The organism is Microcoleus sp. MON2_D5, assembly GCF_036701905.1.
Taxonomy (GTDB): Bacteria; Cyanobacteriota; Cyanobacteriia; order Cyanobacteriales; family Microcoleaceae; genus Microcoleus.
On record NZ_JAUBRM010000071.1, the window covers coordinates 15720 to 35217 of the forward strand.

Annotated in this window: 13 protein-coding genes, 1 tRNA gene, 1 pseudogene and 1 other annotated feature; of the genes and pseudogenes, 11 read left to right on the forward strand and 4 right to left on the reverse strand. The window is 46.9% G+C overall.

Going from position 1 to position 19498, the window contains the following annotated elements; translation table 11 throughout:
• Window positions 1-57 precede the first annotated feature (57 nt).
• Together QUA47_RS22870 and QUA47_RS22875 are read left to right on the forward strand one after the other, a co-directional pair.
• A complete protein-coding gene (locus tag QUA47_RS22870; protein WP_333432441.1) occupies window positions 58-5004 on the forward strand; it encodes an amino acid adenylation domain-containing protein in 4947 nt (1648 codons plus the stop codon).
• Window positions 5005-5042: 38 nt separating this feature from the next.
• Window positions 5043-9116: an amino acid adenylation domain-containing protein gene (locus QUA47_RS22875; protein ID WP_333432442.1), complete on the forward strand. Its 4074-nt coding sequence runs from the start codon at window positions 5043-5045 to the stop codon at window positions 9114-9116.
• A 761-nt stretch (window positions 9117-9877) separates the two neighbouring features.
• Here QUA47_RS22875 and QUA47_RS31065 read toward each other — a convergent pair.
• Window positions 9878-10198: a protease inhibitor I42 family protein gene (locus QUA47_RS31065; RefSeq protein WP_445301653.1), complete on the reverse strand. Its 321-nt coding sequence runs from the start codon at window positions 10196-10198 to the stop codon at window positions 9878-9880.
• A gap of 507 nt (window positions 10199-10705) precedes the next feature.
• Window positions 10706-12106 (reverse strand): inorganic phosphate transporter, encoded by a 1401-nt coding sequence (locus QUA47_RS22880; protein ID WP_445302540.1) that lies wholly within the window; start codon window positions 12104-12106, stop codon window positions 10706-10708.
• A gap of 40 nt (window positions 12107-12146) precedes the next feature.
• Between QUA47_RS22880 and rplS the strand changes: the two genes are divergently transcribed.
• The 9 genes from rplS (at window position 12147) to rplL (ending at window position 16832) form a co-directional block, all read left to right on the forward strand.
• Entirely contained in the window at window positions 12147-12530 is a 384-nt protein-coding gene (gene rplS, locus QUA47_RS22885) for a 50S ribosomal protein L19 (RefSeq protein ID WP_190663914.1), read from the forward strand.
• Between the two features lie 134 nt (window positions 12531-12664).
• Window positions 12665-12737, forward strand: a tRNA-Trp gene (locus QUA47_RS22890).
• Window positions 12708-12917: a hypothetical protein gene (locus QUA47_RS22895; RefSeq protein ID WP_333214733.1), complete on the forward strand. Its 210-nt coding sequence runs from the start codon at window positions 12708-12710 to the stop codon at window positions 12915-12917. The genes QUA47_RS22890 and QUA47_RS22895 overlap by 30 nt, the downstream gene beginning before the upstream one ends.
• A 151-nt stretch (window positions 12918-13068) precedes the next feature.
• Window positions 13069-13302, forward strand: a complete 234-nt coding sequence (gene secE, locus QUA47_RS22900) for a preprotein translocase subunit SecE (protein WP_006635590.1) — start codon at window positions 13069-13071, stop codon at window positions 13300-13302.
• Window positions 13299-13937 carry a transcription termination/antitermination protein NusG gene (nusG, locus tag QUA47_RS22905; RefSeq protein ID WP_006635589.1) on the forward strand — a complete coding sequence of 213 codons (639 nt, stop codon included), beginning with the start codon at window positions 13299-13301 and terminating at the stop codon, window positions 13935-13937. The genes secE and nusG overlap by 4 nt, the downstream gene beginning before the upstream one ends.
• 3 nt (window positions 13938-13940) lie before the next feature.
• Complete coding sequence (gene rplK / locus QUA47_RS22910) at window positions 13941-14366, forward strand: 50S ribosomal protein L11 (RefSeq protein ID WP_006635588.1); 426 nt, start codon at window positions 13941-13943, stop codon at window positions 14364-14366.
• Window positions 14367-14613: 247 nt separating this feature from the next.
• A complete protein-coding gene (rplA, locus tag QUA47_RS22915; protein WP_190663916.1) occupies window positions 14614-15327 on the forward strand; it encodes a 50S ribosomal protein L1 in 714 nt (237 codons plus the stop codon).
• 110 nt (window positions 15328-15437) lie between these two features.
• Window positions 15438-15610 (forward strand) — a sequence feature (ribosomal protein L10 leader region).
• Between the two features lie 29 nt (window positions 15611-15639).
• On the forward strand, window positions 15640-16302 hold the full coding sequence (gene rplJ / locus QUA47_RS22920; RefSeq protein WP_333432444.1) for a 50S ribosomal protein L10: 663 nt from the start codon (window positions 15640-15642) through the stop codon (window positions 16300-16302).
• A gap of 137 nt (window positions 16303-16439) precedes the next feature.
• Window positions 16440-16832, forward strand: a complete 393-nt coding sequence (rplL, locus tag QUA47_RS22925) for a 50S ribosomal protein L7/L12 (RefSeq protein WP_039887983.1) — start codon at window positions 16440-16442, stop codon at window positions 16830-16832.
• Window positions 16833-17004: 172 nt separating this feature from the next.
• Here the strand turns inward: rplL and QUA47_RS22930 are convergent, their stop codons facing one another.
• Entirely contained in the window at window positions 17005-18633 is a 1629-nt protein-coding gene (locus QUA47_RS22930; protein ID WP_333432445.1) for an FAD-dependent oxidoreductase, read from the reverse strand.
• 184 nt (window positions 18634-18817) lie between these two features.
• Window positions 18818-19498: pseudogene (locus QUA47_RS22935) on the reverse strand (CopG family transcriptional regulator); the annotation flags it as partial.

Below are 19498 nucleotides of genomic sequence, written 5' to 3' on the forward strand. Positions count from 1 at the left end.
TTGTGCGCTGGTGGAATTTATTTTATATTTGCAAAAGTAATCACAGGATGACTCAAAATGCCCGATCCAAAAATATCGAGTTCATCGCCAAATGCCAGAGATTCTGTCAGGGTGGACTTAGTTGAGTTTTTATCTTACCTTCGCACTCTAGATATTAATATTTTTGTTGAGGGCGAGATCCTGCGCTGCAACGCTCCAGAAGGAATTATTACACCAGAACTGCGCGCCGAAATTTCTCAGAGAAAAGCCGAGATTGTTTTATTTTTAAAAGCAGCTAATCGTACTTCTAGTTTAACTCATACACCGATTGTTTCTATGGGGCGGGAAGGAAATCTACCGCTTTCCTTTGCACAGCAGCGCTTGTGGTTTCTCGACCAATTAGTCCCGAACAATCCTTTTTATAATGTTCCCGCAGCCTTGCGTTTGACAGGTTCGCTCAATTTTGCAGCCCTGCAACAAACCTTCAATGAAATTGTGCGCCGCCACGAAGCTTTACGCACGACTTTAGCAGTAGTTTCGGGGCAACCTGTTCAGAGAATAGCTGCGGCTTTCCACCTCCCGATTAATGTAGTGGACTTGCGAAACTTGCCAAAGGAATCTCGACAAACTGAAGCAAACAGGCTCACCACTGAGGAAGCTCAACGCTCTTTCAATTTGTCCAATGACTTGTTGCTGCGAGTCACATTATTGCAGTTAGATGATGCCGAATATTTACTAATGCTGAATATGCACCACATTGTCTCCGATGGTTGGTCTATCGGAGTGCTAATTCAGGAATTAGGCGCACTTTACACGGCATTTGCTAGCGAAAAACCTTCGCCTTTACCGGCTTTGTCGATCCAGTACGCTGATTTTGCCAAATGGCAGCGCGAATGGCTGCAAGGGGAAGTTTTAGAAACGCAGCTTGCTTACTGGCGGCAGCAGTTAAACGGCATTTCTATGCTAAATTTGCCTGCGGATCGACCCAGGCCAGCAATTCAAAGTTACCGAGGCAAAAGGCAATTTTTGCAACTGCCAAAACAACTGAGCGAGGCTTTAGAAACGTTGAGCCAGCGCGAAGGAGTGACGCTGTTTATGACAATGCTGGCAGCTTTTAAAACGTTGCTTTACCATTACGCGCAGCAAGAAGATATTGTTGTAGGTTCGCCGATCGCCAATCGCAACCGCAGTGAAATAGAAGCACTAATCGGTTTTTTTGTCAACAGTTTGGTGCTGCGTACAGATTTGTCGGGAAATCCAACTTTTCGGGAACTTTTAAACCGAGTCAAAGAGGTAGCATTAGGAGCTTACGCTCACCAAGATTTGCCGTTTGAGAAGTTAGTAGAAGAACTGCACCCCGATCGCGCGTTGAACCAAAATCCCTTATTTCAGGTGGCGTTTGCGCTGCAAAACGCGCCGGGGAATGGGTTAGAATTGCCGGAATTAACACTCAGCCCGCAGCAGTTAGATGTGGGTACAGCGCGGTTTGATTTGGAGTTTCATTTGTGGGAGCGATCGCCCAACAGCTCGGGAAGCAACCAATCGCCCAGCAATAAGCTGTGGGTTGATAGCTCCGAGGGCATCAGCGGCATGGTTATTTACAGCGCCGATTTATTTGATGAAGCTACGATTACCCGAATGTTAGGGCATTTTCAAACTCTGTTAGAAAGGATTGTGACAAATCCCGAACAGCGAATTGCCAACTTGCAATATTTGAGCGACAAAGAGCGTTATCATTTGTTAGTTGAATGCAACAACACTCAGGCAGATTATCCGCAAGATTTGTGCATTCATCAGCTATTTGAAATGCAGGCAGATCGGACACCGGATGCGGTGGCGCTGGTATTTGGAGAGGAGCGAGTCACCTATCGAGAGCTAAATCTCCGCAGCAACCAACTAGCACGTTATCTGCAAAAAATTGGGGTTGGGGCGGAAGTTTTAGTCGGGCTTTGCTGCGGGCGATCGCTCGATCTGATCGTGGGGATGTTGGGTATCCTGAAAGCGGGAGGATCTTACTTAATTTTAGATCCGAGCTATCCTGCTGAGCGATCGAGCTTTATGGTAAAAGATGCTCAAGTGTCAGTATTGCTTACCCGCCAGGGAATAAATTCCCTGTCTAATAGCGAAAGTCGTCTAAAGACGACTGAAGGAGGACAAGTTTCCAGTCGGCTGAAGCCGACTTCAGCTATGAGCCAGGGAATTTATTCCCTGGTGGATGATGGCGAAGTGCAAAATTTAGAAACACAGTCAGATGATAAAATTCACCATCCAAGGGTTGTTTTTCTAGACACAGACTGGGAGATGATTTCCCAAGAAATCGCCGACAACCCCACCAGCGCAGCCACAGCCGAAAATCTGGCTTACGCGATTTATACCTCCGGCTCCACGGGAAAGCCGAAAGGAGTGGAAATTGAGCACGGGAGCTTGTTAAATCTCGTTTTTTGGCATCAAAGAGAGTTTGGGGTCTCAGCGGGCGATCGGGCAACGCAAATTGCAGCGATCGGCTTTGATGCTTGCGGGTGGGAAATTTGGCCTTATCTCGCCGCGGGAGCTAGCATCTACTTTCCAGAAGATGACATCAGGCGAGATCCTGAAAAACTGCAAAACTGGTTAGTATCAAAAGCCATTACAATTAGCTTTTTGCCAACACCTTTAGCCGAGAAAGTTTTGCTATTAGATTGGCCTCAAACAACAGCGTTGCGAATCTTGCTCGCAGGCGGCGAAAAACTGCAACAACATCCTTTAAAATCCCATCCATTTAAGCTAGTAAATAATTACGGCCCAACCGAGAACACCGTCGTCACAACTTCCGGTTATATTCCTGCAACAGAGCAAACAGACATCGCCCCGACAATTGGCCGCCCCATTGCTAACACTCAAATCTACATATTAGATAAATATTTGCAGCCCGTACCAATGGGCGTTGTTGGCGAATTGTACATCGGCGGAAACGGACTCGCTCGCGGCTACCTCAACCGCCCAGATTTAACCGCACAACGCTTTATTGTCAATCCTTTTAAACCAAATTCAGGAGAGCGAATTTACAAAACCGGCGACTTAGTGCGCTACAGAGCCGATCGCAACCTTGAATTTTTAGGACGCATTGACGAACAAGTAAAAATTCGCGGTTTCCGCATCGAATTAGGAGAAATTGAGACACTATTAACTCAACATCCCGCCGTGCAGCAAACTGTAGTAACAACTTCCGAAGATGGACAGGGAGATAAACGTTTAGTAGCTTATATTGCCCTGAATGCAGAATATAGCGTTGCCCGCGAAAAAAACCAAATAATGCAATTGCAGGACGAACAGGTTTTGCAGTGGCAAATGCTCTACAATGAAACTTACAATCAACCTGCTGTTGACTCAGATCCAACATTTAATATTGTGGGCTGGAATAGCAGTTATACTAATCAGCCAATCCCAGCAGAACAGATGCGCGACTGGGCGAAAAATCAAGCCGCCCAAATTTTAGCTTTGCAGCCTAGCCGAGTGTTAGAAATTGGCTGCGGCACAGGTTTGTTGCTGTTCCAAATTGCGCCTCGCTGCACTCAATATTGCGGCACCGACTTTTCACCTATTTCGCTCAACTATATTCGGCAGCACTTGGCAAATCAAGAGTTAGCTAATGTAACGCTGCTTCAGAAAATGGCGACTGACTTTGAAGGAGTAGAAACAGCAGGTTTTGACGCAGTAATTCTCAACTCTGTCGTGCAATATTTCCCGAATATCGACTATCTCGTGCAGGTGCTAGAAGGTGCGGTGAAAGCAACTGCTTCCGGCGGCTTTATATTCATCGGAGATGTCCGCAGCTTGCCGTTGCTGGCAGCTTTTCACGCTTCGGTACAACTGTATCAAGCCGAACCTTCTCTCGCTGGCGAACAGTTGCAGCAGCGAGTACAAATGCAAATTTTTCAAGAAACAGAGTTAGTTATTGAACCAGAGTTTTTTAGCGCATTAAAACACCGCTTTCCGCAGATTGGTGGCGTAGAGATTCAATTAATTCGCGGTAGTTATCACAATGAGTTAACAGATTTTCGGTACAATGCTATTCTCCATATTGCTTCGGAAACAGATTCCCCCCAATCCCCGGCACAAGGGGAGTTGGGGGGAGCGAAACGGCTGGATTGGTCGGCTGAAAATCAGAATCTGACTGTTACCAAGGTGCAACAAATATTATTGGAAAATGAACTCGATGTTTTAAGAATTGCTAATGTGCCAAACGCGCGGGTAATGGCAGCAGTTAAGGCAGCAGAATTGCTGTCTGTTGTCGATAAATTTCCTACAGCAGGTCAGTTGCAGAAAGCCGTGGAAAAAGTCGAGGATTTAGGAGTAGATCCCGAAGCATGGTATGCTTTGGAAGTTCCGTATAATGTTAATATTAGTTGGTCTAATTCCGACAGTCAAGGGCGCTACGATGTAGTGTTTGCACGGGGCGAAACCAGAGATTTTGTGCGAGAAACCAGAAGCGATAACTTGCGTCCTTGGCGCTCTTATGCTAACAATCCCTTACAAGCTAAAGCAGCGCGTAAATTAGTGCCGCAGTTGCAGGCTTATCTAGCAGAAAAACTGCCGGAATATATGGTTCCGTCGGCTTTTGTGGTGCTGGAGTCGCTACCTGTGACGGCTAACGGAAAGGTCGATCGCCTCGCTTTGCCTGCACCGGAGCCGATTAAGTTAGAATGGGCTGGCGGTTATGTTGCGCCTCATACTTCTATTGAGGAAGTTTTAGTGAAAATTTGGGCTGAGGTTTTGGGGATAAAGCGAGTGGGTATCCGGGACAATTTCTTTGAATTGGGAGGCCATTCGCTGCTGGCGACTCAGCTTGTTTCTAGAGTGCGAGATGCTTTCGGGGTAGAGTTGCCTTTGCGCCGGGTTTTTGAAGCGCCGACAATTTCAGAATTATCTAAGATTGTGGAGAATTTAAAAGAGAGCGATGCTAATATTAAAGCTCCTGCTTTAGTGGCGATTTCTCGGGACAGTCGGCGGATGAAGCTATCATCTTTTAATCAAGAAAGTAAATAAAAAGGAGCGCTGTTAAACAGGGTACACTTTCGATAAATATGCAGCAAGAAACAGAAGTTTTCGTCTTCCCGGCATCCTTTGCCCAGCAGCGGCTTTGGTTCCTCAATCAATTAGCACCGGGCAATCCTTTCTACAATGTCTCAGCAGCACTCCGCTTAACAGGTTCCCTCAACTTCAGATCCTTAGAGCAAACCTTCAACGAAATTGTGCAGCGGCACGAAACTTTACGCACCACTTTTACGCTTTTGGAAGGGGAACTCGTACAAATTATTGCTCCCATTTTAACCGTATCCCTCCCCACAATCGACTTACAAAATCTCTCGCCAAATCAGCAGGAAACCGCAGCGCTGGAACTCGCAACCGATGCAGCACAATGCCCTTTCGATTTAGCCGCCGGGCAGTTATTCAAAGTAACGCTCCTAAAGCTCAGTGAAACAGAACATATATTGTTGCTGAATTTACATCATATTGTGGCTGATGGTTGGTCGATTGGAGTGCTAATTCGAGAGCTGGGAACGCTCTACACAGCATTTGTAAAAAATGGGATCTCGCACTTACCAGCACTGCCCGTGCAGTACGCCGACTTTGCAGAATGGCAGCACCAATGGTTGCAGGGCGAAGTATTAGAAACGCAGTTAGCTTATTGGCGGCAGCAATTAAAGGAAATTACCGCACTCAATCTACCAACAGACAGGCAAAGACCAGCCGTTCCATCCTACCGCGGCGCTAAACAATTTATAACACTATCACCTGCTTTGAGCGAGGCGCTAAAGTCATTGAGCCAGCAAGAAAGCGCGACTTTATTTATCACTCTACTAGCCGCTTTTCAAACTTTGCTGTACCGCTATACAGGACAAGTAGATATTGCAGTAGGAACGCCGATCGCCAATCGCAACCTGAGCGAAATAGAAGCATTAATCGGTTTTTTTGTCAATAGTTTGGTGCTGCGTGCAGATTTATCAGGAAATCCAACTTTTCGGGAACTATTGCATCGGGTAAAAAACGTCGCAATGGCAGCCTACGCCCACCAAGATTTGCCCTTCGAGAAGTTGGTCGAGGAAATGCACCCCGATCGCGAGTTGAGCCGCAACCCCCTATTTCAAGTTAGTTTTAGCCTGCAAAACACTCCTGTAGCAGCGCTAGAATTGCCGGGAATCGTTGGAGAGGCGATCGACTTTGACGCAGGAACCGCCAAGCTAGATTTAGAGTGCCACTTGTGGGAAAATGCAGGAAGTATTCAAGGGCAATTTGTCTACAGCACAGATTTATTTGATAGCGCCACAATTGCGCGCATGGCGGGACATTTCCAAACGCTGCTTGAAGCCATTGTTGCCAATCCCAAACAGCACCTCAGCGACTTGGCTTTGCTGACAGCGCCAGAGTACCAGCAATTATTAAATGATTGGAATGACACTCAGAGAGATTATCCGCAAAACCAGTGTTTCCATCAGCTATTTGAAGAGCGAGTCGAGCGATCGCCCCATGCTGTCGCCGCCGTCTTTGAAAACCAGCAGTTAACCTACCGCCAACTCAATAGCCGAGCCAACCAACTTGCACATTACTTGCAGCAATTGGGAGCAGCACCAGAAGTTTTAGTGGGCCTTTGTGTAGAACGTTCCTTAGATGCGATCGTCGGATTGCTAGGCATTATCAAAGCAGGCGCAGCCTACCTGCCTTTAGATCCAACTTATCCTCAAGAGCGACTTAACTTCATGTTAGAAGATGCTCAGGTGTCGATTTTGGTAACTCAGCAGCACTTAGCAAAAAAATTGACGCAGCCGGAAAATTACGGAGTTTTTTCAGTAGTGTGTTTGGACTCGGACAGAAAAATTATTGCTCAACAAAGCCCCGAAAATCCAACTACAAATATCCTACCGGAAAACCTTGCCTACGTCATCTACACATCGGGTTCAACCGGAAAACCCAAAGGCGTTTTAATCGAACATCGGGGACTATACAACTTAGCCATAGCTCAAATAGAAGCTTTTAACTTAAACTCAAATCACCGCATTTTGCAATTCGCATCCCTGAGTTTTGATGCCTCAATCTTTGAGATTGTCATGGCCTTGGGAACCGGAGCAACACTTTACTGTGCCAAGAAAGAATCTTTGTTGCCCGGACAAACATTAATCGAATTTTTGCAGGACAATGCTATTACTCACGCTACCTTCCCCCCCTCGCTGCTAGCTGTCCTTCCAAACGCCAAACTTCCCGCACTGCAAACAATCATCTGTGCGGGCGAATCCTGTTCCCCCGATGTTGTTAAACGCTGGGCTTCCAGGCGCAGATTTTTTAACGCTTACGGCCCTACAGAAGCGACAGTCTGGTCAAGTTTGGCCGAAATTTCCGATTCCCTGCGGGATAGCTTCGCTTCACGCAAAAAACCGCCAATCGGCCGCCCAATAGCTAACACTCAACTCTATATTTTAGATAAAAATTTACAGCCTGTACCCGTGGGAATTCCCGGTGAATTGTACATCGGCGGCAGCGGATTGGCGCGAGGCTACCTGAACCGCCCCGAATTAACCGCCCAGCGATTTATTGCTAATCCGTTTAGCCAGAAAGCAGGAGAACGATTTTATAAAACTGGTGACTTAGCTCGCTATTGTCCCGACGGCAATATTGAGTTTTTAGGCCGCACTGACGAACAGGTAAAAATTCGCGGTTATCGAATAGAATTGGGAGAAATTGAAGCGCTGCTGGTTCAGCATCCAGCAGTCAAAGAAACAGCGGCGGTTGCTGCGGATGATTTGTCGGGCAACAAACGCCTAGTTGCTTATGTCGTCCCCAATCACAATCAGCCGCTTAATCCCGGGGAACTACGCAATTTCCTCAAACAACAACTGCCCAATTACATGATTCCCAGTGCTTTTGTGGCGATGGATTTTCTGCCCCTAACTCCCAATGGCAAAATTGACCGCCTACGCCTACCTGCACCGGGAAATCTAACTAGCAATTCAATAGATAAAAGCTGCATTGCACCTCGCACACCAACCGAGTCAACCCTCGCCAAAATTTGGGCCGAAATCCTCAACGCAGAGTGCGTTGGCATTCGCGACAACTTCTTCGATTTGGGTGGAGATTCCCTGCTGGCAATCCGCCTCATCAATGAGATTAACCAGCAATTTGAGCGCGAGTTACCGCTGTCTGCTCTTTTTTTAAATCCCACAATTGAAGGTTTAGCCAATTCGCTATCTTCAGAAACAAATTCTCTGGAATGGTCGCCTTTAGTTGCAATTAAGCCTCGCGGTAAAAATCCCCCGTTCTTCTGCGTCCATCCCATCTTTGGCGTGGTATTTCCTTATGTCGAGTTAGCGTTTCAGCTAGGAGAAAATCAACCGTTTTACGGGCTGCAACCAAAGGGTATTGACGGCGAAAGTTCTCCGTTAACTAGCATTGAAGACATGGCGGCTGACTACATCGCAGCCTTGCGTACAGTTCAACCAAAAGGGCCTTATTTTTTAGGAGGCTGGTCTTTTGGAGGTTTGGTTGCTTTTGAGATGGCTCAACAGTTGCTCGCAGCGGGGGATGAAGTTGCTTTACTTGCTGTGCTGGATAATTTAGCGCCGGTTTCTGCTAACAAACCTTCTTTTTGGCACGGTTGCAAGTTTATTCTGACTACTGTTTCGCGCTCTATCTGGCCTTTTGTAGTAGATTATTTTCGCTTGGTGGCTGCTGCGGAAAATGTGCAAGTTGGTGGTATTGCGGCCAGGTTTCCTAAATTAAATAAAATGCTTAATTTGGCAGCTAATTTTTTGCATCGCTGGAATTGGAAACAGGCTGTTATGGTTAGCATCTTATCTCAAGAGTCAAAAAAACCCAACTGGCGCGAGCTGGCAATTCCTTCGATGTTTACTGTATTTCAGGCTAACAGTCAAGCAACTATCAGCTATGTACCGAAAATTTATCCGCAGCGAATTACTCTGTTTAGATCGGAGGAACAGCTAAGCATGAGTCATCAAGATCCGACTCTTGGGTGGAGCGAATTAACGGCGGAAAAAGTAGAGGTGATTAGAGTTCCTGGGAATCACCTTACTATGTTGAGAAAGCCCAATGTTGAAGTGCTGGCTCAACAGCTAAAGCATTGCTTGGATCGGGAATTAAGTGATTGATTTACCCGGGTTAGTGTGCGTCGAAATCGGGTTCGAGCGGGGAAATTATGATTAGTGATGAAGAAGTGGGCAATCTCATATCCGGTAATATCACCTTGATCGTGTTTGTAGTGAGGAGGTAAAAAAAGTGTGAGCACCAGAAGCAAACTTTGTGCAACTAGAAATCCTATCAAATCTGTTAGAATCGGAATTATTCCCCCTATTCTCGACCTCTGCGTGAATCCGCGTCAATCCATTGTCATCTGCGGTTTACATTCTCTTTTTTTAACCGCAGATGAGGGCAGATAAACACAGATTGACGCAGATGAATTCTCTCAATTCCGGTTGCACTATCCGTGATTGTTGACTGTTGACTGTTGACTGTTGACTGCGATCAAACCCACATTCCGCACCCACAACTGTCACAAGGATGGCTGTGGCTACCAAAGCGGTGGATTAGCTGAGCAACTCGCCATTTACTTAAGCAATAATACTTAAGTCAGAAAGGTAGTTAGGAGAGAGTGCGCTGTCATTATCATTAATGCTTTTAATTGACAATAAACAGACGCAAAAAACAAAAACTGCCTGAAAAAGTTGCAGCACTGATGTCAATTATGAAAGGAAAATTGGCTCAGACGATTCTGAGATCAACTTTATCTAGCACTCGACCTAATCGGAGAGTAGAAAGAGAGAAGTTTGTTGAGCTGCCCAGCGAGCAAAGGAAGCTTGCAGTTGAGCGTTCAGTTCGTTAAATGAAGTTATGAGCGATAAATATCCTCAATTTAGTTTTTAATATCAACTTCAAGAATGTGTTCCTGGGATGGTGGTTGGTCCGATCTCCCAGGTCCCCTTTGAATGAGGCGAATTCTAGAGCGTCCTGCTCTTAGAGCTTGAATATAGATTAGCTCATCTACACTAGCACCCATAATTTGCTGGGCAGCCTCACCAGGTTGTGGACTCCCGCCTCGCCCAGTGGACACCTCGATTAAACCACTGTTTTCAATAACCTCGTGAGTCCAGGCATAACCGGCCGCTCCTAGTCCTGGTAATCTCACGGTGTTCATGTCGCCAACTCTGAGAGTAATTCTTTTTGGTATTTCCATAGGAACCTGCTTAGTGGATGTCTGAAAAGTAAGAAAGCTTATGTAACGGTTATCCTATCATTAGAAATAACACTTCAGTATGACAGAGTTACGAGAGCCATGAATCGAGCGTACCACACAATCTGACTTGTGAGCAATGGGAAGTATTATCACAACTAATCCCTGCTCCAAAAACAGGTGGTCGAAAACGTAGCGTTGATATGCAGACTGGAGGTTTAAAGCCCACATTCCGCACCCTCAACTGTCACACGGGCTGCTGAGGCTGAACGGAAAAAACTAATGATTTTTCAGGGAGTGCTTGTTTTTTCTCCCTAGTTATTGTCAATTAACAGAAATTAATGACAAGTTGAGTTCATCCTGAGCCTGACAGCTAATTCGACTTAAGTATTAGTGCTTAGTCTCACCTAGGTTGAGCAAGCTTACTACCACCAAGAACACCAAAATCCCCCGTGTGACAGTTGAGGGTGCGGAATGTGGGATCAAATTCCTCAATCTAAAATTTAAAATCTAAAATTGCCCAATGGATTGCGCGATGCTGAAGATGATAGCAGCCAAACCTGCTGCGATCGGAATTGTCACCAGCCAAGCCGAACCAATTGACAGCAAAGTTTGCAAGCGTACTGTTTTCCAAGCTTTGATCAGCCCGACTCCGACGACTGCACCGACTAAAGCGTGGGAGGTGGAAACTGGCAAACCGAAGCGGGATGCTAGCAAGACTGTGGTAGCTGTGGCTAATTCCGCGCAAAATCCGCCGCTTGGTTGCAGTTCGATGATTTTTTCGCCGACTGTGGCAATTACATTTTTACCCCAGATGGCTAAACCGATGACTATTCCTGCGCCTCCGACGACTAAAATCCACAGGGGAACGCTGAAATCTTCTGAGGGAAAGGAACCTGTGCGCCGGATGTAGGCGATCGCAGCTAGGGGAGCAACTGCATTTCCTACGTCGTTGGAACCGTGGGAAAATGCTACAAAACAGGCGCTCAAGACTTGAAATCTCGCCATTTGTTGCTCGATGAGAGAGTGAGGGAGTGTCGGAGTGGGGGAGGAGTTTGTACTTAGGCCGAATCCCTTATCTCCTCTTCCTTCTTCCTTCTTCCTTCTTTCTTCTTCCTTCTCAACTGATTCTAATTTTTTCCAGCTATTGAGTGTGAGGACGATCGCCCCAATACTCCCAATGCCAATGACAACATCGTGAATGGGAAGATTCCAGCCAAATCGATCGTGCGCTAGGGCGATCGCCCCTGTCTGCACCAAAGCAACATCCACAACAGAGGGCAGTACAATTATCCCAAATACGCTCAGCATTGCTGCACTCAGCCAAGGTATCCACTCGCGCATTTGAGATAGAGGATCTGGCCGATCGAGAATCGAATACTTCACCACACTGTAAAATAGCGCGGCTAAAGCACCGCTAGCAACAGGTGTCGCCACCCAAGTTAGGGAGATGGTGCCGATGGTTCGCCAATCAACTGCATTAATTCCGGCTGCAACACAGCTAAAACCCGCGATCGCGCCCACCACTGCATGGGATGAAGAAACTGGCAAACCTCGACTGGTAGCGATTTGCAGCCAGATCCCGCAAGCTATCAGCACTGACACCATCCCGATTAAAAATACTTGCGGTTGGGTAGCGAACACTTGTGCCTTCACAACTCCTGTTGCCAGAGTTTCGGAAACGCCTTGCCCGAACAGCACTGCGCCGGAAAACTCCAGTATGCCTGCAACAATTATTGCCTGCCGCAGCGTTAGCGCCTTCGAGCCTACGGATGTCCCCATCGAGTTAGCGACATCGTTTGCCCCCAAGTTGGCGGCGACGTAGAAGGCGAGTGCAGCCATTGCCCCCAGTTGCAGAAATACGACCTCAGAGGTATTTAACATAGAATTTTTTTGACATAAAACGGGCATTTCGATATATGATAAGGGATTGTGAGTTTTGGTAAATCCCATGAAAGGCGCAGAAATAATCCGTTCTATCGAAACGGAAGAAATAAATAGAGTCAAGCAAGAACTTAATAAACAACTCCCGGAAATTTACGTGGGCGACACAGTGCGAGTCGGCGTGAAAATTAGAGAGGGTAACAAAGAACGGGTTCAGCCCTACGAAGGGACTGTGATTGCCATGCGTAACGGCGGGATTAATGAAACAATCACCGTCCGCCGCGTGTTTCAGGGCGTCGGAGTGGAACGGGTGTTTTTGATTCACTCGCCCCGCATCGCCACGATCCAAGTGATGCGCCGCGGGAAAGTCCGCAGAGCAAAACTTTACTACCTGCGCGATCGGGTGGGCAAAGCTACTCGCGTCAAACAGCGGTTCGATCGCTCCCTGTAGGAATGCACCCAGCTTCCCCTTGGTTCATGGTTCATGGGAAATTGAGAAATTTCAAAAAAAAGTTTCCCATTTAAGAGCGCACTGTGTTAAAATAGAAATCTAGAGGTTAAGCGAATTTCAGCAACCTCACCTGTGCGCTCTTAGTTCAGTTGGTAGAACGCAGGTCTCCAAAACCTGATGTCGGGGGTTCAAGTCCTCCAGGGCGCGCTGAATCACCAAACTTTAAATTCTGCCCGAAAGCGCCCGGATTATTGGCTGGCAACAGTCAAAACCGCAAACTTTCGGGTAGAATTAATTTTTGTGGGCGGTTCGCAAAAAATGCCATCAACAAATGCTCGGTGTCGCTTCTCGATCGTCGGTTTCGGCGATCGGCAGTTACACAGTTGATAGGTTGGGCTTGTAAAAAAGTCGTGGCTTTAGATTTGAGATTTGGGACTTGGGCGTAAGTGGTTAGTGTCACAAAATCTGAGAGCCACGGGCCACTCACACCATCTAAAATCTAAAATCTAAAATCTAAAATCGCAAGGAGGATTGAATCGTGGCGAAAAAAGACCAAGCTCAAGAAACTCAAGAAATAACGGCGCCTGGGTTTAATCCTGCGGGTTTTTTAAAGGAAACTAGAGAAGAACTCGACAAAGTGGTTTGGCCGAGTCGGCAGCAGTTGATCAGCGAGTCTTTGGCCGTGCTTTTGATGGTAATCCTCTCAGCAAGCCTGATCTATTTGGTGGATAATTTCTTTAACTGGGGCGCGGGAAAGGTGTTTGGGCCATGACTTTTGCATCAGAAGAATCTGAGTATTCCACAGAAGCGACGGCACAGGCAGCATCGCCAGAGGTGCCGGAGATTGATGCTCGCTGGTATGCTGTTCAAGTTGCCTCTGGCTGCGAAAAGCGCGTGAAGGCAAACTTGCAGCAGCGGATTCAAACTTTGGATGTTGCCGATCGCATCGTTCAAGTAGAAATTCCGCAAACTCCGGCAATCAAAGTCGGCAAAGACGGTTCCAGGCGGCAGTCAGATGAAAAAATCTTTCCCGGCTACGTACTCATCCGTATGTTTATGGACGAGGATACGTGGCAGGTGATCAAGAATACCCCGAATGTAATTAATTTTGTCGGGGCAGAGCAGAAACGCCGCTACGGGCGCGGCAGGGGTCACGTCAAACCGCTACCTCTGAGTCATTCAGAAGTAGAACGGATCTTCAGAAACGCTCAGGAATCAGAACCGGTTGTCAAAGTATCGATGTCTACTGGAGACCACGTTGTGGTACTTTCCGGGCCGTTTAAGGATTTTGAAGGTGATGTGATTGAAGTTAGCCCGGAACGAAACAAGCTCAAAGTTTTACTCTCGATTTTTGGGCGCGATACGCCTGTAGAATTGGAGTTCAATCAGGTTCAGAAACAGAACTAACTAATGGCAAAGAAAGTTGTTGCAGTAATTAAGTTGGCGATTACGGCGGGAAAAGCCAACCCAGCTCCTCCGATCGGCCCAGCTCTGGGTCAGCACGGCGTCAATATTATGATGTTTTGCAAGGAGTACAATGCTAGAACCGCAGACCAAGCGGGTCTGGTGGTTCCGGTAGAAATTTCGGTTTTTGAAGACCGCAGTTTTACGTTTATTCTCAAAACCCCGCCGGCGTCGGTTTTGATTCAAAAAGCGGCTGGCATTGCTAAAGGTTCGGGAGAACCTAACCGCAAGCAAGTAGGGACGATTACACAGGCTCAGTTGCGAGAAATCGCTGAAACCAAAATGCCTGACCTCAATGCTAATGATGTTGAGGCTGCTATGAAAATTGTGGCAGGAACGGCTAAAAATATGGGCGTGGCGATCGCGGATTGAAGGAAGAAGGAAGAAGGAAGAAGGAAGAAGGAAGATTTTTCCTAGTCCAAGTTCCAAATTGCTAATCCAAAATTCCTGATTTTGAAGCTAAAATCTTCAAGCTCCAATCGCAAATCCTAAGTCGGTTCAGGGGGAGAAGCAAAGCTTCGCTAGTAACCGAAAACGGGTAGATTTTAAGATTGTCCGATAGGTTCAATCTAAAATCTAAAATCTAAAATCTAAAATCGACTGACCCCAGGAGATAACAATGGCAAAGAAAGTATCCCGAAGACTGCAAGAACTTCAAAAGAAAGTTGAAGACAGACCTTATCTACCGCTGGAAGCTCTGCAACTTTTGAAAGAAACAGCAACCGCTAAGTTTGGCGAAGCTGCTGAAGCTCACATCCGTTTGGGAATTGACCCGAAATATACTGACCAACAGTTGCGGACAACTGTATCGCTACCAAAAGGAACTGGTCAAGTAGTCAGAATTGCGGTGATTGCTAAGGGCGAAAAAGTTAAAGAAGCTCTAAATGCCGGCGCGGATATTGCTGGTTCTGAAGAGTTGATCGATGAAATTCAAAAGGGCATGATGGACTTTGATTGCCTGATTGCTACCCCAGACGTGATGCCGTTGGTGGCAAAATTGGGTCGGTTGTTGGGCCCGCGCGGTTTGATGCCTTCTCCGAAAGGTGGCACGGTGACGACTGACATTGCTCAGGCGATCAACGAGTTTAAAGGTGGTAAACTAGAATTCCGTGCCGATCGAACAGGCATCGTTCATGTTATGTTTGGCAAGGCAGCTTTCTCAGCGGAAGATTTGCTCGTCAACCTTCATGCTTTGCAAGAAACTGTTGACCGCAACCGTCCTTCTGGTGCTAAAGGTCGCTACTGGCGCAGTCTGTACGTATCCGCAACAATGGGCCCTTCGATCGAAGTCGATATCAGTGCTCTGCGCGATACCAAACTTGATGCTGCCTAGTACAGAATTAAGCCGAAGGCAGAAGGTAAAAGACAGCTTCGGCTGTCTGTGTAAATCTCTCACAAGACTTACGCCAGACCCTTGCTAATCTCTGCCTTCTGATGATAGCCTAATCAAAAATCAATAAGCTGAAGACCGCAGGTGCCGACCGCTTAATTTCCTGCCGAGGCTGAAGAAATAAAAACTCAAGACTCAAAGATTAGAAATTTTCTATTTTTAATTCTGACTTGTTAATTTTTAATTCTCTGCCCCGGCTCTAAGGTCGGGGTTTTTGGTGGGCAGTTTTCGATCCTAAAAGGAGGTGAAATAAGTATGGGCAAAACTTTAGCAGTAAAAAATGAGATTATTGCAGACCTCAAGCAAACCTTGAGCGAATCTCAACTGGCGATCGTAATTGACTACACGGGCTTAACTGTTGCTGAAATTACAGATTTGCGTCGGCGTTTGCGTCCGAAAGGCAGCAGTTGCCAAGTGGCAAAAAACACGCTGATGCGAATTGCGGTTGAAGGCAACGAAACCTGGCAGCCGATACAGGAATTGTTGACCGGTACGTCGGCGTTTCTGTTCGTGCAAGAAGATATTGGCGGCGCGATTAAAGCTTACCAAGAATTCCAAAAAGTCTCTAAGAAGACTGAACTTCGCGGCGGCGTGATGGAAGGACGGGTGCTGAAAGAAGCTGATGTTAAAGCATTAGCCGATCTGCCGTCGAAAGAACAACTCATGGCTCAAATTGCTGGCGCTATCAACGGTGTCGCAACCAAGTTGGCTGTGGGTATCAATCAAGTTCCTACTTCGATCGCTCGCGGTCTTAAAGCTTATGCTGAAAAAGACGGCGATTCCGCAGCAGTAGAAGCAGAAGCACCAGCAGAAGCTCAAGCAGAAGCACCAGCACAAACTGAAGCAGAAGCACCAGCAGAAGCTCAAGCAGAAGCACCAGCACAACCTGAAGCAGAAGCTGAAAGCACATCTGCGTAAGTCATTAGTAATTAGTCACGAGTCAAGAGTCGTTAGTTTTGAGAAACAAACTCATGACTGGAGACGAGAAACTCATAATTAATGAGTAATCCACAATCCACAATCCACAATCTACAATCGAACTAGGAGTTCAAAAAATGTCTACTGCAACTGATGAAATCTTGGACAAACTTAAGTCTTTGACTTTGCTCGAAGCATCTGAATTGGTCAAGCAAATTGAAGAAGCTTTCGGCGTCAGCGCTGCTGCTCCTGTAGGCGGCATGATGATGATGCCCGGTATGGGTGGTGGAGCGGCTCCTGAACCAGTAGAAGAGCAAACCGAGTTTACTGTCATGCTCGAAGAAGTTCCTGCTGACAAGAAAATCGCAATTCTGAAGGAAGTCCGCGCAATTACCGGTCTGGGTCTGAAGGAAGCAAAAGACTTGGTAGAAGCCGCACCGAAGGCAGTTAAGGAAGCTATTGCTAAGGAAGCTGCTGAAGAAATGAAGAAACAGCTTGAAGCTGTGGGCGCAAAGATTTCTATCAAGTAGTCAGAGAATGTAGTTGATATCAATTCCGGTGACACCGGAATGATGGTTAACTGTTGACTGTTGACTGTTGACTGTTAAGTGTTAACTATTCCCTAAAATTAATCGCGCGATAGTTACATCTCTCGCGCGATTAATTATTTTTGGGGTAGGGAAACGGCATTGCCGTGTCCTCTTAGATTTTAGAGGCGGCTTCCATTTGTCGCACTACTGTTAAAGCAGAATAGGAAACACCGGCAGTGCCTTCTCCGGGATGGGTGGAGTCACCTACTAACCACAAATTTTTAATTGGTGTGCGGTTGGCAAATCCGAATGGCCCGAAGGTTGGTATTCGCTGACCGATGCCACCTACAACGCCTCTATCTCTCGCTGTGTAGCGGGCAAAGGTGCGGGGTGTGGCTGATTCTTGGTGTACGATCGACTCTGGCGTCAAATTGAAATATTCGCTCAAACGGGCGATCGCCCCGACAGTATATTTTTGCTTCAATCCTTCATAATCAACCGAATTCCACCACATTCGAGTATCAGTAAATGACGAAGCGATAATTGTCGCCATTCCCTTCGGTGCTCGGCCATCTCCCGGATGGCTGACTGAAACAAATAATGAATTATTCTCCCCAATCTCGCCGTCGTAATCGTAGAGAAACTGAAGGTGCGGCGGACAATTTGCCGGAATTGCGCTTTCATGCACTCCCAAATATATCACGAAAGCACCGGATGCGGGCGGCAATTTATCGACTCGATATTTGTAGCCTGCCATTTGATTTGGGAGTTGGTTTTTTGTCTCTGAACTCTCTGATTTAACGGATAAATTCTCAGTTAAATTATTAGTTAATTTTCCGACACTCGGCTCGCTTGACAACAATTTTACTAAATTTTGCGCGGTCACGTTGGCAACAATGCGCTCGGCTGTTTCTGTCCAAACTTCGTCGGTTTTTTGATTGCGAATCACTGTACCGGTGGCTTTGCCGTTGGCGGTGACAATACTTTCAACTGTGTGCCGCAATAAGACTTGACCTCCGTAGAGTTCGATCGCCTCTACAAGTCGATCGCTCAACACCTGCATACTTCCTTTTAGATGATACAATCCCTGCGGCTCTTGCGAAACTCCTAAAGCCGTCGCCGCGTAAAGTAGCGCCGTTTCTTCCGTATCAACTTGAGAATACAATTTTAACTGCAAATCCAGAAAAGTTCTCAAGCGCAAATTGTCGCCCAACCCACAAAGCCGCAAAGCATCTCCCACTGTCATAAAAGTGAAAGGCAAAGTAATTAGAGTATCGGGGCGAACTGCTTGAATTAATTGCCAGAAATCCCATAAGTTTCTGGGTGGTAAAACTGGATCGCGCCCTTGAAATTTCCAGCTAGCTTTGAACAATGCAGACAATAATTGCCAAAAAGGTTCGCTTCCAGGAAACTGGCGCTGCCTTTCTTGCTGCCACTTTTGCGGATCTCGCCACACCCTAATCGGTGCGGTTTCTCCCGGCAAAAACACCGCACAAGCGGGATCGCAGGGTGTCGCGGCGGGAAGTTCTATGTCTAATTCTGAGAAAATTCGGTGGTGAATGCCTCCGGGTTCCAATCCTGCAACCTGCGTGGCGCCGACATCGAAGGTAAAGCCTTTGCGTTTGAAGGTGGAAGCGCATCCTCCGGGGACGATCGCCTGGTCTAAGACTAGCACTTTGTATCCTCTGCGGGCTAGCAGGGCTGCTGCTGTCAGCCCGCCGATTCCGCCTCCAATTACCGTGACGCGGCCCTTAGTGTCTGCTGGATGGGATTTGCCTAAAGGGGTGCGATCGCCTGTCATAAATTTATTTATTGTAATATTTCTTAATAGTATGCTCATATTTGGCAATAAAAAGCTCTTGTAGCGACAGGTTGAAATCTATCGCTACAAGAGGAAGGAGGCCGAGTTGACAGGACATTTCAGGGGTAAGGTGCAGCCGGATCGTCCAAAGCAACCCGAGTTTTGGCCGTAGCCGATTGGAGAATCAGGGACGCCGCCACTTGTTGAGATAAGCTTCGCCAATCCCCGCGACAGCCTGCATTTGAGCTAGCTGTTCCCGTAAAGCTTTGATGGTTCTTAGCTGTTCTTGAGACTGTTGCTGCAAAGCGTCGTAATTTCGCTGTATCGCCGCACTCTGGCCCAATTCATTTTCCAGATATTGCAACTTGGTCAATTTAACTTGGAGGTCGCCGATCGCACTTGACTTTTCTGCTAACTCGTGCTGCAAAGATTCGTAACTCGACTTCGACACGGTTTCCTGGAATTGGCTTTCGAGATTTTGCTTTTCGGTGGCGAATTGCTGCTGCAAAGATTCCAGAGCACTGGATTTTTCGGCCAGTTGCTGCTGCAAAGATTCCAGAGCACTGGATTTTTCGGCTAGCTGTTGCTGAAACTCGTGTTCCCGGTGTTCTCTTTCGGCTAATTGCTGCTGCAAAGATTCCAGAGCACTGGATTTTTCGGTTAGCTGCTGCTGAAACTCGTGTTCCCGGTGTTCTCTTTCGGCGAATTGCTGCTGCAAAGATTCCAGAGCACTGGATTTTTCGGTTAGCTGCTGCTGAAACTCGTGTTCCCGGTGTTCTCTTTCGGCGAATTGCTGCTGCAAAGATTCCAGAGCACTGGATTTTTCGGTTAGCTGCTGCTGAAACTCGTGTTCCCGGTGTTCTCT

Excerpts from the sequence above, each read along its gene's own strand:
- QUA47_RS22870 (WP_333432441.1), top strand. The coding sequence starts at position 58 with ATGCCCGATCCAAAAATATCGAGTTCATCGCCAAATGCCAGAGATTCT.
- QUA47_RS22875 (WP_333432442.1), top strand. The coding sequence starts at position 5,043 with ATGCAGCAAGAAACAGAAGTTTTCGTCTTCCCGGCATCCTTTGCCCAG.
- QUA47_RS31065 (WP_445301653.1), bottom strand. The coding sequence starts at position 10,198 with ATGGAAATACCAAAAAGAATTACTCTCAGAGTTGGCGACATGAACACC.
- QUA47_RS22880 (WP_445302540.1), bottom strand. The coding sequence starts at position 12,106 with ATGCCCGTTTTATGTCAAAAAAATTCTATGTTAAATACCTCTGAGGTC.
- rplS (WP_190663914.1), top strand. The coding sequence starts at position 12,147 with ATGAAAGGCGCAGAAATAATCCGTTCTATCGAAACGGAAGAAATAAAT.
- QUA47_RS22895 (WP_333214733.1), top strand. The coding sequence starts at position 12,708 with ATGTCGGGGGTTCAAGTCCTCCAGGGCGCGCTGAATCACCAAACTTTA.
- nusG (WP_006635589.1), top strand. The coding sequence starts at position 13,299 with ATGACTTTTGCATCAGAAGAATCTGAGTATTCCACAGAAGCGACGGCA.
- rplK (WP_006635588.1), top strand. The coding sequence starts at position 13,941 with ATGGCAAAGAAAGTTGTTGCAGTAATTAAGTTGGCGATTACGGCGGGA.
- rplA (WP_190663916.1), top strand. The coding sequence starts at position 14,614 with ATGGCAAAGAAAGTATCCCGAAGACTGCAAGAACTTCAAAAGAAAGTT.
- rplJ (WP_333432444.1), top strand. The coding sequence starts at position 15,640 with ATGGGCAAAACTTTAGCAGTAAAAAATGAGATTATTGCAGACCTCAAG.
- rplL (WP_039887983.1), top strand. The coding sequence starts at position 16,440 with ATGTCTACTGCAACTGATGAAATCTTGGACAAACTTAAGTCTTTGACT.
- QUA47_RS22930 (WP_333432445.1), bottom strand. The coding sequence starts at position 18,633 with ATGACAGGCGATCGCACCCCTTTAGGCAAATCCCATCCAGCAGACACT.